This is a genomic window from Pseudomonas putida (assembly GCF_001941965.1).
Classification (GTDB): Bacteria; Pseudomonadota; Gammaproteobacteria; order Pseudomonadales; family Pseudomonadaceae; genus Aquipseudomonas; species Aquipseudomonas putida_L.
This window is the reverse complement of sequence record NZ_MKZO01000011.1, coordinates 40,530-53,488: the sequence shown is the minus strand read 5'-3', so window position 1 is coordinate 53,488 and position 12,959 is coordinate 40,530. Positions and strand designations below refer to the sequence as shown.

Here is a 12,959-nt window from a genome sequence, read left to right as displayed (position 1 = left end):
ATGAAGAAATACATCGTGTTTGACGAGTCGGGCGCTTTGGAGGCCCGGCTGCTTGAAGGCATTCACACCATCCCGGTTGGGGCAGTACCTGTTACTGACGAACTCTGGAATCGTACAATTCAAGAGCTGGATGGCGTCTGGAAGATCGACGACAACGGCCTGGTAATAAAGGACATTCCTCTGGTCGTTATCGATCAGGCCGCGTTGGAGCGAGCATGGCGTGACAGAAGGATTGAGGACATCAAATGGTTGCGCGAGCGCCATCGTGACGAGCAGGACCTGCAAATGACGACGACCCTGACGTCAAGCAAGTTCCTGGAGTTGTTGGCCTACATGCAAGCGCTACGCGACTGGCCGCAATCAACTGAGTTCCCAGATCAGACCGAAAGGCCGGTGGCTCCAGCATGGCTGACCGACGATTCCTGATATTCCATTGCAGCTGGTGCAAAAACTTGGGAGGTCATTTATCTCGCCTCCCAGCTAGGATTTTTCGCGCGCGGCATCACCCAGGCTCCAGAACCAGCGCCGCACACACCTGCTCTCCCCACTCCAGATCCGCCCTGCCGAACACATGGACCTCCCGCACCGCCGCATGTCCGAGCAACGCCTGCTCCACTTCCCCCGGCTGCACCGACTTGCCGCCGCTGCGGATGATGTCCTTGCAGCGCCCGAGCACTTCCAGCAGCCCGTCAGACCGAATCCGCCCGAGATCGCCACTGCGCAACCAACCGTCCACCAGCACCTCACCGGTCAGCTCCGGCTGCTGCCAATAACCGGCCATCAACTGCGGCCCGGCCAGCAAGATCTCGCCAATTCCCCGTTCATCCACCCGGTCGATCTTCACCGCCGCCGAAAACAGCGAGCGCCCGACCACACCTTCAGCGCTCTCTCCGGTCCCGCGTAATGCAGCCATCTGCCCGGCGGACAGATAGCAACTCCACGGCGCCTCGGTCATGCCATAGAGCACCGCAATCCGCCCGCCGAACAGGCTGAACGAGCCTTCCAGCACCTCACCCGTCAAGGCAGCAGCCCCGATATCAAGACTCTTGAACCAGGGCAGATCCGCCGGTGCACTTGCGCTCTCGCGCAACAACCGCAGCAACTGGGTCGGCACCAGCGAACTGAACGCCACCCGGTACTCACGCAACGAATCCAGGAACAGCTTGCTGTCGAACCGTCCTCCCAGCACCACCTCACCACCGGCCAGCAGATGCGCCAGCACTGCCACCGCCGCGATCGGCCATAGCGGCCGCACGTTCAGCAGGACATCCCCCGGCAGCGCACCACGGCCCATGACCACGTTCTGCAATACCGCACAGAGACTGGCATGCCGATGCATCACAGCCTTGGGCACGCCGGTTGTGCCGCCGGTATAGTTGAGCGAAGCCAGAGACTGCGCCGGCTGCGCGGTCCGAACAGGCAACGGGTGTACGGAGCCAACCGTCAGCGAAGCCAGGTGCCGACACTCGATACCCTCCCCCCGCAGCACCTCGGCCATTTCCGCATACGCCGAGGAAAACAGCAGCAACGCAGCCCCGGCATCGCGCAATTGGGCCAGCAACTCACCCTGGGACAGCGCCGGATCCAGCGGCACCCGTACCCGCCCGTTGGCCATGCAGCCATAATCGGCGATCAGGTAATCGACACTGGCATCGGCCAACAGCGCCACCCGCGCGCCTGGCTCGACACCCAGCTCATCCAGCGCCAGGCCGAAGGCCGTCAGCGCCTGATCCAGTTGCGCAAAGGACAAGCGCCGCCCGGTCGCCGGCTCGTGCAGCGCCGACGCCTGCGGCCATTTGCGCGCCGCCTGGCCCAGCAGGGTACTGATATCCATGCTCACCACCCGCTCAGGACGATACGTCCGCTGACCTGCCGCGACTCCAGCAAGGCATGGGCCTCGCCCGCCTGCGGGAACGCCATCACCCGATCGATCAACGGCCGCACCTGCCCGCCATGGATCAGCGCCAGCGCCGTGCGCAACTGCTCCAGGGTCGCACTGCCCGAGCCTTGCAGCTTCAGCCTGCGCCCGATCAGCAGCCCCGGATTGACCGGCACGCTGCCCGGCTCGACATTGCCCAGCACCACCACGCGACCGCCCAGGGTCATGCTGCGCAAGGTGTCTTCAAGCGTATGCCCGAGGTTTTCCATGGCCACATCGACGCCACGCTTGCCCGTGAGCTTCCACACCTCGGCGCTATAGCTGCCGGCAGCGACCACCACCTCATGGGCCCCGAGCTCATGCAGGAACCCGCGCTTGGCGTCACTGCCGGTCACCGCGATCACCCGCGCGCCCAGGGCCCGGGCCAGCTGGATCTGATGCGCCCCCAGCCCGCCACTGGCGCCATTGATCAGCACCGTTTCCCCCGGCTGCAATCCGGCCTCGCCATACAGGGCGCGAACGCTGGTAGCGATCGGGCAGGACGCCAGCGCCGCCAGGCTGTAATCCAGCCCCTCGGGCAGTTCGACGGCGGAAATCGCCGGAATCCGCAGGTACTCGGCATAAGCCCCCTCGGTATCCACCGACGGCAACCCCAGCGCCCGGCACAGATCCTGGCGCCCGCGCAGGCAATCCCGGCACTGCCCGCAGAAGCGCCGCTGATAGACCACCACCCGCGACCCGACCTTGAGCTGCAACACGCCAGCACCCACCTCGACCACATCCCCGGCTACCTCATGCCCCAGCACGACGCCGGTATGGGCCCCCGGCAACTGCCCGGCCCGGTGCAGCAGATCGTGATGACAGACCCCGGCGGCACGCACCCGCACCAGCACTTCACCCGGCCCGGCCTGCGGCGTGGGCACCTCCTCCAGTTGCAGTTGCTCCGGTCCGCCGAAGGCTTTCAGTACTATCGCTTTCATTTTTTATAACCAATAGTGAGGAACACAAAACATGTTCGTATAACAAACATGTTGTTTGCATTATGAACATCCATTAAGTTTTCCCCACTTCGACGCGATGCCGCAAGAGGCAAAACGTCTTTCTTTCACCCGCAGCGAAAACCCGTGATGACAGTCGACTATCAATCCCTTGGCGATGGCGTGGTGCAGATCACCCTGAACCGCCCCGAGCGTCTCAATGCCCTGGACGGCCAGGCCAAGCGCGAGCTGGCCGAGGCCTGGGCACGTGCCGCCGCAGACCGCGAAGCCCGCGCCATCGTCCTGCGCGGCGCTGGCGACAAGGCGTTCTGCGCCGGCTCCGACCTCAAGGAAATCCAGGCCACCGGCGAGGCCGTGGCCAGCGCCCTGCTCGCCCGCGCCCTGCCGGATGTCGGCCTCGACCTGAACAAGCCGGTGGTCGCCGCCTTGCACGGTCATACCCTGGGCCTGGGCATCAGCCTGGCGATCCATTGCGATTTCCGCATCGCCCGCCCGGACACCCGCTTCAGCTTCCCGGAGGTGCGCCACGGCATGCTCTCCGGCTTCAGCGCGATCACCCTGCCCAGCCTGATCGGCGAAGCGGCGGCCCTGGACATCATGCTCAGTGCCCGCAGCTTCGATGCCGAAGAGGCCCTGGCCCTGGGCCTGATCAACTGTATTGCGGAGGACTCGCACAGCGCCGCCATCGAGCTGGCGACGCAACTGGCCGGCCATTCGGCCAAGGCCATGGAATGGAGCAAGACCCTGCTGCTGGCCGACCGCAAACGGCGCCTGCAACAACACATGGCGCTGGTCGACCAGGCCCGACAGGACGTCATGCTGTACCGATAACTACAAGCCCAACACTTAAACGCCTCGCCAGTACTGTCAGGAACACCCACCACCAGGAATGGATAGCGGCCCCCGATCCCGGAGCCTCACCATGTCTCGCCCCACCCTTTTCCAGCCCAGGCTCAACCTGCTGACCGCAGGCATCCTCGGCCTGTGCGTCGCGCCCCTGGCCAGCGCCGCCGATACCAGCAGCACCGACACCGCCCTGCAGACCGTCGTGGTCACCGGCGCCCGTGACAGCGGCCGCACCGTGGCCAAGAGCCTGGCGCCGATCGATGTGATCAGCGCCGACGACCTGGCCCGCTCCGGCAAGCAGAACCTGCGCGACGCGCTCGCCGCCAGCGTGCCCTCCTACACCAACGCCGCTGGCTTTACCGGCGGCACCGGGCTGTCAGTGAAGTCCGCGACCCTGCGCGGCCTGGGCGGCAACCATGTGCTGGTGCTGGTCAACGGCAAGCGCCGGCACAACACCTCGCTGATCTTCGTGCAGACCGCCGCCAGTTCCAGTGGCCAGTCCCCGGCTGACCTCGACCTGATTCCGATCAGCGCCGTGGACCATGTGGAAGTCCTGCGCGACGGCGCTGCGGCCCAGTACGGCTCGGACGCCATCGCCGGGGTGATCAACATCATCCTCAAGCAGAACGATTCCGGTGGCAGCGCCAGCGCCCTGTACGGCCAGTACGAGAACCGCATCGGCGGCAAGGGCAACTTCGGTGCCCGGGGCCAGGGCCAGATAAACCAGGGCTTCGAGCTGCCCAACGACGGCTTCTTCAGCCTCAGCGCCGACATCGGCATCCAGGAAAGCTCCAACGTCGCCGGCGCCGTGCCGGACCGCACGCGCATCTATTTCCCGGTCAATGGCGCCGCCGACCCACGCGAGAACGGCGAAAGCCGCTACCGCCAGCAACTCGGCCAGCCCCGCTCGCAAACCTACAACTTCGGCTACAACGCCGAGCTGCCGCTGAACGACCAGCTCAGCCTGTATTCCTTCTCCACCCTCAGCCACCGCAACTCCACCAGCTGGGGCACCTACCGCACCGCCAACTCGCCGCAGAACATCGTCTCGGTGTACCCGGACGGTTTCTCGCCGCGCTTCGTGGTGGAAGAGGATGACTTCCAGACCGTGGTCGGCCTGCGCCACGAGGATGTGCTGGGCTGGAAGCTGGACCTGAGCACCAGCTACGGCTACAACGACGCCAACACCCGCAACGAGAAGTCGCTGAACCCGTCCCTCGGCCCGGACAGCCCGCGCAACATGGACGGCGGGCACCTGATCGCCAGCCAGTGGACCAACAACCTCGACCTGACCCGCGCCTTCGACACCGGGCTGTTCGCCAAGCCACTGAACGTCTCCACTGGCCTGGAATTCCGCCGCGACGGCTTCGAGATCGAGGATGGTGAATACGCCTCCTATGCCGACGGTGGCTATGTGTTCCCGGCCGGCCACCCGCTCGCGGGCCAGCGCCCGAACCCGGGTGCCCCGGGCCTGGTAGGCTTCACCCCGGCCGATGCGCACAACTATTCGCGGACCAATACCGCCGGCTATATCGACCTGAGCCAGAGCCTTACCGAGCAATGGGACGTGAGCCTGGCCGGACGCTTCGAGCACTACAGCGACTTCGGCGACACCGCCAGTGGCAAGTTGTCCACCCGCTACGCCTTCACCCCGCAGTTTGCCGTGCGCGGCACTATCAGCAACGGCTTCCGCGCACCGTCGCTGCAACAGCAGTACTACTCGTCGTCGCTGACTGCCTGGCGCACCAGCCCGCTGACCGGGGTGCTGGAACAGGCCACCACGCGCTATGTCACCGTGGATGACGCTGCCGGCCGGGCCTTGGGTGCCAAGGACCTGAAGCCGGAAAAATCCATGAACTACAGCCTCGGCTTCGTCGCCACGCCGACCGAGAACCTCAACGTCACCGTCGACCTGTACCAGATCGATATCAAGGACCGCATCCTGCAGACCAGCAACCTGCAAGGCACCGCCGTCTCCAACATCCTCGCCGCCAACGGCCTGGACCCGAACCAGATCGTCTCCTACTTCGGCAACCTGGCCGACACCCGCACCCGCGGCATCGACCTGGTCGCCGACTACCGCTACGACCTCGGCGAATACGGCAAGACCAAATGGACCCTGCTGAGCAACCAGAGCCTGCAGACCATCGAGAAGATCAAGGAGCCCGATGCCCTCGCCGGCACCGGCGTGACCGCCGTCGGCCGCGACCGCCAGGGCAACCTGACCACGGCCTATCCGAAGAACGTCACCTCGCTGACCGCAGCGTGGCAACTGGGCGACTTCGACGTCACCCTCAAGGGCACCCGCTACTCCAAGGTCACCGGGCGCAACCAGATCTCCGCCAGCCGCGACGAGGAAATCCGCCCGGCCTTCATCACCGACCTGAGCCTGGGCTACTGGCTGAGCGACGCGGTGAAGGTCACCGTCGGCGGGGAAAACATCTTCGACCGCCGGCCGCAACAGCTCAACGCCGAAGCCAAGCGCTACTACTTCTTCCCCACCGACGACCCGACCTACAGCTGGTACTCGCCGTACGGGCTGGAAGGCGCGTACTTCTTCGGCAAAGTCGACGTGAGCTGGTAACCCACCATGAGCAGCCTGTCCGCCGCCTCCGTCGTCGTCTTCGACCAGCGCCTGTACCGCAAGCTGGCCTGGCGCATCATGCCGTTCCTGTTTTTGTGCTTCGTGCTCAACTGGCTGGACCGGGTCAACATCAGCTTCGCCCACCTGCAGTTCAAGGCCGACCTGAACATCAGCGACGCCACCTTCGGCATCATCGTCGGGGTGTTCTCCATCGGCTATCTGCTGTTCGAGATCCCCAGCAACCTGCTGCTGGAGAAGTTCGGGGCGAAGAAGACCATGACCCGGATCATGATCCTCTGGGGCCTGGTCACCATCGCCACCGCCTTCGCCCAGACCCCGGCACAGTTCTATGTGCTGCGGGTGCTGCTCGGGGCGGCCGAGGCCGGGTTCTTCCCGGGGGTGATCCTGTACCTGACCTACTGGTTCCCGGCGGCCTACCGGGCGCGCATCACCTCGCGCTTCATCATGGCCATCGCCGTCTGCGGCATCGTCGGCGGGCCGTTGTCGACCTGGATCATGGGGCACTTCGGCGGCATCGGCGGGTTCAGCGGCTGGCAGTGGCTGTTCGTGGTCACCGGCATCCCGCCGGTGCTGGCCGGGCTGTTCGCCTGGTACTGGCTGGACGACAAGCCGGCCAAGGCGAAATGGCTGAGCGACGCCGAGAAGCAGGCCATCGAACAGGCCCTGGCGGACGAGAAGACCAAGCGCAAACCCGGCGGCCACCAGCGCTTCGTCGAAGCACTGAAGGACCGCAAAGTCTGGTTCATCACCCTGGCCTACTGCCTGACCATCATGTGCACCGGCAACGTCACCAATATCTGGGCGCCGTCGATCATCCGCGATTCGGGGGTGAGCAACCTCGGCCAGCTCGGCCTGTTCTCGGCCCTGCCCTATGTGGTCGGGGTCGGCGTGATGCTCTGGGCCTGCCGGCATTCCGACCTGCGCCAGGAACGCCGTTGGCACTTCGCCCTGGGCGGCCTGACGGCGGCGCTGGCCATGACCCTGCTGCCGAACCTGATCGCCGGGCCCTGGTCGGCCATCGCCCTGCTGACCCTGATGACCAGCGGCTACCTGGTGGCCACCGCGGTGTTCTGGACCATCCCCACCTATTACCTCTCCGACCGCGCCCGGGCCGCCGGCCTGGCGCTGGTCAACTGCTGCGGGCAGGTCAGCAGCCTGCTGACGCCGATCATGATCGGCAGCATCAAGACCAACACGGGCGATATCAGCCTGGCACTGTACATCGTCGCGGGGCTTGTCACCTGCGGCACCCTGATCCTTTTGCTCGGCGTTCCGCGCCAGGCCTTGCGCGATGCACCCTGATCCCTTTTTCGAGACATGCCCATGACCGATTACCTGGCACTGGCCAATGAACTGGCCACCCAACTCCAACCCGGCGCTGCCGAGCGCGACGCCCGGCGCATCCTGCCCCATGAGCAGCTTGACCTGATCCGCGAGTCGGGCCTCGGTGCCGCCCGCGTCCCTGTCGACCTGGGTGGTGGCGATGTCAGCCAGCTCGACGTCGCGCGGATCTTCATCACCCTGGCCAAGGCCGACCCGAGCGTGGCCCAGGCGCTGTTTCCGCACTTCGCCACGGTGGAGCACCTGCGCCTGATCGCCAATGACGACCAACAGCGCCGCTACCTGGGCGCCTTCGCCGAGCGTCAGTTGTCCTCGGGCGCGATTGCCGAGCGCAGCGGCAAGTTTCGCGGCGAGATCCATACCCGCCTGGAGCGCGATGGTGATCGCCTGGTGCTCAACGGCAGCAAGTTCTACAGCACCGGCTGCCTGTTCGCCGACCTGCTGAAGATCCAGGCGGTGGACGAGGCCGGCAACGCGGTGTACGTCATGCTCCCGGCCGAGACCCCCGGCATCACCCTGCTGGACGACTGGGACGGCATGGGCCAGCGCATCACCGCCAGCGGCACCACCCTGCTCAAGGACGTGCCAGTGCTGCCCGAGCAGGTCATTCCCCTCGCCCAGTGGTACCAGCGCCGCAACTACATCGGTGCCAGCGCCCAGCTGATCCACTGCGCCATCGATATCGGCATCGGCCTGGCGGCGCTTGACGATGCCGTGGAGTGGTCGCGAACCGGGGCGCGGCCGGTGCGGGAAAGCGGTGTCGATCAGGCGCGCAACGATCCGTACATCCTGCATACCGTAGGGGATCTTGCCGCTGCGATCCATGGTGCCGAGGCGCTGGTGGAGAAAGCCGCATTCACCGTCGATCTCGCTGCCCGTACCCAGTTGCAGGGCTTGCTGGAAGGTGAGGAACTGGACGCCCTGCTCGCCCGCTCCTCCATCGCCGTGGCCGAAGCCAAGATCGCCTCGACCCGCGCCGCCCTGCATGTCTGCGAGCGGCTCTACGAAGTCGGCGGCGCGGCCACCACCCAGTCGCGCTACAACTTCGACCGCCACTGGCGCAACGCCCGTACCCACACCACCCACGATGCCGTGGCCTACAAGTACAAGGCCATCGGCGACTACCTGGTGAACGGCAACTATCCGCCGATCGCCTTTACCTACTGAGGAGCCGGGATGCTGCCGTTTCGTCTTGCGGGGATTGCACTCTTGTTGGTGTCCGGGAGCGTTGCCGCCGAGGACTGGGCTGATCTGGATGCACGGATCGCCAGGGCCTTGCCCGGGGTAATCGAGATCCGCCACCAGATCCACCAGCACCCGGAACTGGGCAATCGCGAAGTGCAGACCGCCGAACGTATTGCCCGGCGCCTGCGCGAGCTGGGGCTGGAGGTGCAGACCGGGGTCGCCCATACCGGCGTGGTCGGCATCCTGCGCGGCGGCAAGCCGGGGCCGGTGGTGGCGATCCGTGCCGAACTGGACGCCCTGCCGCTGACCGAACAGACCGGCCTGCCCTATGCCTCCAGCGTCCGTACCAAGGACGAAGGGGGTGATTTCCGTACCCGTGGCAAGGAAGTCGGGGTGATGCATGCCTGCGGGCATGACGCGCACATGGCCATGGCCCTGGGTGTGGCCGAAGTGCTGGCGGCGCGGCGCGACGAGTTGCCGGGGACGTTGAAGCTGATCTTCCAGCCGGCCGAGGAAGGCCCGCCCCTGGGCGAGTCGGGCGGGGCGAAGCTGATGATCGAGGAAGGCGTGCTGCAGAACCCGGCACCGGCGGTGATCTTCGGGATTCACGTCACTGCCGGGACCTCCGGTGGCTTCACCCTGAGTCGCACCCGCACCACGGCGGCGGCGGACACCTTCGTCGCCCGGATCAAGGGCCGGCAGACCCATGCCGCATTTCCCTGGACCGGGATCGATCCGGTGCCGGTGGCGGCGCAGACGATCCTCGCCTGGCAGACCATCCCCAGCCGCCAGTCGAACCTCAGCGTATTGCCGGCTCCGGTGATTTCCGTGGGGCGGATCGAGGCGGGTGACCGACACAACATCATCCCCGCCGAAGTGCGCCTGGAAGGCTCGATCAGGACGGTCAGCGACGAGCAGCGCGAGGATGTGCTGGAACGGATGCGCCGCACGGCAGAGAAGATCGCCGAGGCGTCCGGGGCCAGTGCCGAAGTGGCGTACCTGCCGGGCAACTATCGCGCCGGGTATAACGACACGGCGTTGGTGGACCGTTTGTTGCCTGTGCTGGAGCAGGTATCGACGGTGCCGGTGAAGGTGGACAGCGGGACCTATGGTGCGGATGACTTCGCCGAGTATGCGCGGCAGATTCCCGGGATCTTCATGCGCATGGGGGTGACGCCGAAGGAACTGGCGGACACGCCGGTGTGGCCGACCCATTCGCCGGGGTTCCAGGTAGATGACGGGGCGCTGGAGGTCGGGATCCGGGCTTTGAGCCGGATGACTCTGAGTTATATGCAGGAGCACTGATAGTGTTCTTGAGGGCCCTATCGCTGGCAAGCCAGCTCCCACAGGTCCAGCGGTGCACGCGAGACCTGTGGGAGCTGGCTTGCCAGCGATGAGGCCCTCAGGGTCTAGACTCAACCAGCCACCCCACCCCGGAGCTGCCGTCATGACCCCGAAAAACACCCTCTGCCTGTGGTTCAACGGCGACGCCCTCGACGCCGCCACCTTCTACGCCGCGACCTTCCCCGACAGCCAGGTGATCGCCGCCCACCCCGCCCCCGGCGACTACCCCTCCGGCAAGCAGGGCGACATCATCACCGTGCAGTTCACCGTCCTGGGCCTGCCGTGCCTGGGCCTCAACGGCGGCCCGATGTTCAAGCACAGCGAAGCCTTTTCCTTCCAGGTCGCCACCGACGACCAGGCCGAGACCGACCGCTACTGGAACGCCATTGTCGACAACGGCGGCGAAGCCAATGTCTGCGGCTGGTGCAAGGACAAATGGGGCATTTCCTGGCAGATCACCCCGCGGGTGCTCACCGAGGCCATCACCCACCACGACCCGGCCAAGGCCAGGCGTGCGTTCGAAGCCATGATGCAGATGGGCAAGATCGATATCGCCGGGATCGAAGCGGCGCTGAAGGATTAGGCAAGAACCCGGTCGAATCGGGTTACCGGCCGGCCCCGTGCGACGCGGAAGATGCAACGGTCACCTATCCCTACCAAGGAGCAGCGCATGCAAGTCATCGCCTATGGCGCCCACGCCGGCCACCAGCCGCTGGAGCCGCTGACCATCACCCGCCGCGACGTCGGCGCCCACGATGTGCGCATCGAAATCGCCTACTGCGGCATCTGCCACTCCGACCTGCACCAGGTGCGCTCGGAATGGGAAGGCACCCAGTACCCCTGCGTGCCGGGCCACGAGATCGTCGGCCGGGTCGCCAGCGTCGGCGGCCATGTCAGCGGTTTCAAGGTCGGCGACCTGGTGGGCGTCGGCTGTATCGTCGACAGTTGCAAGCACTGCGCCGACTGCGACGAAGGCCTGGAGAACTACTGCGACGGGATGATCGGCACCTACAACTTCCCGACCCCGGATGCCCCGGGCTGGACCTTGGGTGGGTACTCCGAGCAGATCGTCGTGCATGAGCGCTATGTCCTGCGCATTCGCCACCCTGAAGCGCAACTGGCCGCAGTCGCCCCGCTGCTGTGTGCCGGGATCACCACCTACTCGCCGCTGCGCACCTGGGGTGCCGGGCCGGGCAAGAAGGTCGGCGTGGTCGGCATCGGTGGCCTCGGGCATATGGGCATCAAGCTGGCCCATGCCATGGGCGCCCATGTGGTGGCCTTCACCACCTCGGAATCCAAGCGCGAGGCGGCATTGGAGCTGGGCGCGGATGAAGTGGTGGTCTCGCGCAATCCGGCGGAGATGGCGGCGCATGCCAAATCCTTCGACCTGATCCTCAATACCGTGGCCGCGCCCCATGACCTGGATGCCTTCCTGGTCCTGCTCAAGCGCGACGGCACCCTGACCCTGGTCGGTGCCCCGGCGAGCAACCACCCGTCGCCGAACGTGTTCAACCTGATCTTCAAGCGCCGCTCTATCGCCGGCTCGATGATCGGCGGGATTCCGGAGACCCAGGAAATGCTGGATTTCTGCGCCGAGCACGGGATCGTCTCGGATATCGAGCTGATCCGCGCGGAGCAGATCAACGAGAGCTACGAGCGGATGTTGAAGGGGGATGTGAAGTATCGGTTCGTGATCGATAACGGTACGCTGGCGGGCTGACCTCTGCCGTGTTCTTTCGGGCCTCATCGCTGGCAAGCCAGCTCCCACAGTGTCCGCGTCGATCATGAGTCCTGTGGTCAACACAAAATCCTGTGGGAGCTGGCTTGCCAGCGATGAGGCCCGACTGAACAACACAAACCTGCAAGAGTCCCAACACCATTACCCTCACAACAAAGGTGCTGGTCATGCCCCCCATCACAGGCGGCTGCCTCTGCGGCCAGGTCCGCTTCCAGGCCAGCGGCGAGCCCTACCGCGTCGGCCTCTGCCACTGCCTCGACTGCCGCAAGCACCATGGCTCGCTGCTCAACGCCTCGGCGATCTACCCCGACACCGCCGTCAAGGTCACCGGCCAGACCGGCAGCTACCAGAACCGCCACTTCTGCCCGAAATGCGGCTCCCCGGTGTTCTCCCGCAGCGGCGATGAAGTCGAGCTGAACCTCGGCGCTCTGGATGCGCCGGACCAGTTCAAGCCGACCTATGAGCTTTGGGTGATCCGCCGGGAATCCTGGTTGCCGGCGTTTCCCGGGATCAAGCATTTCGAACGGGACCGACCCCGCAACACCCGCACCGAGGACTAGCGGCGCAACCGCTCCAGCACCTGCTGTGCGTTCTCCACGCAATCGCGCCCCTCCGGCCGGCTTTCGATCCCGTCGATCGCCACCAGCAACTGCGCCTTGTTCCGCGCCAGGCGCTCCTGCAGCACCTCGATCTCCGCCACCTTGCGCCTCAACCCCGCCAGCAGTTCATCATGCTGCCAGCCGCCGCTGGACATCGGCAGCAGGCTGCGGATCTCCTCCAGGGAAAACCCGGCACGCTGCGCGCCAGTGATCAGCTCCAGTATCCACACCGCGTCCGCCCCGTAGCTGCGATAGCCATTGCCCGTCCGCTCCACGGCATTCAACAACCCGCTGGCCTCATAGAAACGGATGCGCGACGCCGACAGCCCGCTGCGCTTCGCCAGTTCACCGATTTTCATCCACCACCTCGCAGCAAAGTGCTTGACCTTAAAGTTCACTTTAAACCTAAGGTGATACCACGACC

12 protein-coding genes are annotated in these 12,959 nt (G+C 65.5%); 9 read left to right on the top strand and 3 right to left on the bottom strand.

Features of this window, described 5'->3' with window-relative positions; all coding sequences use genetic code 11:
* On the top strand, positions 1–426 hold the full coding sequence (locus tag PSEMO_RS06575) for a phage tail assembly chaperone (protein ID WP_075802339.1): 426 nt from the start codon (positions 1–3) through the stop codon (positions 424–426).
* Between the two features lie 76 nt (positions 427–502).
* On the opposite strand, the gene PSEMO_RS06570 is transcribed toward PSEMO_RS06575, so the two are convergent.
* A complete protein-coding gene (locus tag PSEMO_RS06570) occupies positions 503–1,834 on the bottom strand; it encodes a class I adenylate-forming enzyme family protein (RefSeq protein WP_256721015.1) in 1,332 nt (443 codons plus the stop codon).
* Between the two features lie 2 nt (positions 1,835–1,836).
* Entirely contained in the window at positions 1,837–2,859 is a 1,023-nt protein-coding gene (locus tag PSEMO_RS06565) for an alcohol dehydrogenase catalytic domain-containing protein (protein ID WP_075802338.1), read from the bottom strand.
* 147 nt (positions 2,860–3,006) lie between these two features.
* On the opposite strand from PSEMO_RS06565, the gene PSEMO_RS06560 reads away from it, so the two are divergent.
* The 8 genes from PSEMO_RS06560 to PSEMO_RS06525 all read left to right on the top strand — a co-directional run bounded on the left by PSEMO_RS06560 (position 3,007) and on the right by PSEMO_RS06525 (position 12,496).
* Positions 3,007–3,708, top strand: coding sequence for an enoyl-CoA hydratase/isomerase family protein (locus PSEMO_RS06560; protein WP_075802337.1), 702 nt, complete (start codon positions 3,007–3,009; stop codon positions 3,706–3,708).
* A gap of 91 nt (positions 3,709–3,799) precedes the next feature.
* Positions 3,800–6,307, top strand: coding sequence for a TonB-dependent receptor plug domain-containing protein (locus tag PSEMO_RS06555; protein WP_075802336.1), 2,508 nt, complete (start codon positions 3,800–3,802; stop codon positions 6,305–6,307).
* A 6-nt stretch (positions 6,308–6,313) separates the two neighbouring features.
* Positions 6,314–7,630: an MFS transporter gene (locus PSEMO_RS06550; protein WP_075802335.1), complete on the top strand. Its 1,317-nt coding sequence runs from the start codon at positions 6,314–6,316 to the stop codon at positions 7,628–7,630.
* 21 nt (positions 7,631–7,651) lie between these two features.
* Positions 7,652–8,836: an acyl-CoA dehydrogenase family protein gene (locus tag PSEMO_RS06545; protein WP_075802334.1), complete on the top strand. Its 1,185-nt coding sequence runs from the start codon at positions 7,652–7,654 to the stop codon at positions 8,834–8,836.
* 9 nt (positions 8,837–8,845) lie between these two features.
* Positions 8,846–10,159 carry an amidohydrolase gene (locus PSEMO_RS06540; RefSeq protein ID WP_075802333.1) on the top strand — a complete coding sequence of 438 codons (1,314 nt, stop codon included), beginning with the start codon at positions 8,846–8,848 and terminating at the stop codon, positions 10,157–10,159.
* Positions 10,160–10,301: 142 nt separating this feature from the next.
* Entirely contained in the window at positions 10,302–10,781 is a 480-nt protein-coding gene (locus PSEMO_RS06535; RefSeq protein ID WP_075802332.1) for a VOC family protein, read from the top strand.
* An 87-nt stretch (positions 10,782–10,868) separates the two neighbouring features.
* A complete protein-coding gene (locus tag PSEMO_RS06530; protein ID WP_075802331.1) occupies positions 10,869–11,918 on the top strand; it encodes an NAD(P)-dependent alcohol dehydrogenase in 1,050 nt (349 codons plus the stop codon).
* Positions 11,919–12,103: 185 nt separating this feature from the next.
* The gene (locus PSEMO_RS06525; protein ID WP_075802330.1) at positions 12,104–12,496 is read left to right on the top strand and encodes a GFA family protein; all 393 of its coding nucleotides are present in this window, start codon (positions 12,104–12,106) and stop codon (positions 12,494–12,496) included.
* Here the strand turns inward: PSEMO_RS06525 and PSEMO_RS06520 are convergent.
* Positions 12,493–12,894, bottom strand: a complete 402-nt coding sequence (locus tag PSEMO_RS06520) for a MerR family transcriptional regulator (RefSeq protein ID WP_075802329.1) — start codon at positions 12,892–12,894, stop codon at positions 12,493–12,495. The genes PSEMO_RS06525 and PSEMO_RS06520 overlap by 4 nt on opposite strands.
* Positions 12,895–12,959: the final 65 nt, after the last annotated feature.

What these genes read in the sequence shown, in the direction of transcription:
- PSEMO_RS06545 (WP_075802334.1), top strand. Translation starts at nt 7,652, where the DNA reads ATGACCGATTACCTGGCACTGGCCAATGAACTGGCCACCCAACTCCAA.
- PSEMO_RS06570 (WP_256721015.1), bottom strand. Translation starts at nt 1,834, where the DNA reads ATGGATATCAGTACCCTGCTGGGCCAGGCGGCGCGCAAATGGCCGCAG.
- PSEMO_RS06535 (WP_075802332.1), top strand. Translation starts at nt 10,302, where the DNA reads ATGACCCCGAAAAACACCCTCTGCCTGTGGTTCAACGGCGACGCCCTC.
- PSEMO_RS06525 (WP_075802330.1), top strand. Translation starts at nt 12,104, where the DNA reads ATGCCCCCCATCACAGGCGGCTGCCTCTGCGGCCAGGTCCGCTTCCAG.
- PSEMO_RS06530 (WP_075802331.1), top strand. Translation starts at nt 10,869, where the DNA reads ATGCAAGTCATCGCCTATGGCGCCCACGCCGGCCACCAGCCGCTGGAG.
- PSEMO_RS06565 (WP_075802338.1), bottom strand. Translation starts at nt 2,859, where the DNA reads ATGAAAGCGATAGTACTGAAAGCCTTCGGCGGACCGGAGCAACTGCAA.
- PSEMO_RS06520 (WP_075802329.1), bottom strand. Translation starts at nt 12,894, where the DNA reads ATGAAAATCGGTGAACTGGCGAAGCGCAGCGGGCTGTCGGCGTCGCGC.
- PSEMO_RS06550 (WP_075802335.1), top strand. Translation starts at nt 6,314, where the DNA reads ATGAGCAGCCTGTCCGCCGCCTCCGTCGTCGTCTTCGACCAGCGCCTG.
- PSEMO_RS06540 (WP_075802333.1), top strand. Translation starts at nt 8,846, where the DNA reads ATGCTGCCGTTTCGTCTTGCGGGGATTGCACTCTTGTTGGTGTCCGGG.
- PSEMO_RS06560 (WP_075802337.1), top strand. Translation starts at nt 3,007, where the DNA reads ATGACAGTCGACTATCAATCCCTTGGCGATGGCGTGGTGCAGATCACC.
- PSEMO_RS06575 (WP_075802339.1), top strand. Translation starts at nt 1, where the DNA reads ATGAAGAAATACATCGTGTTTGACGAGTCGGGCGCTTTGGAGGCCCGG.
- PSEMO_RS06555 (WP_075802336.1), top strand. Translation starts at nt 3,800, where the DNA reads ATGTCTCGCCCCACCCTTTTCCAGCCCAGGCTCAACCTGCTGACCGCA.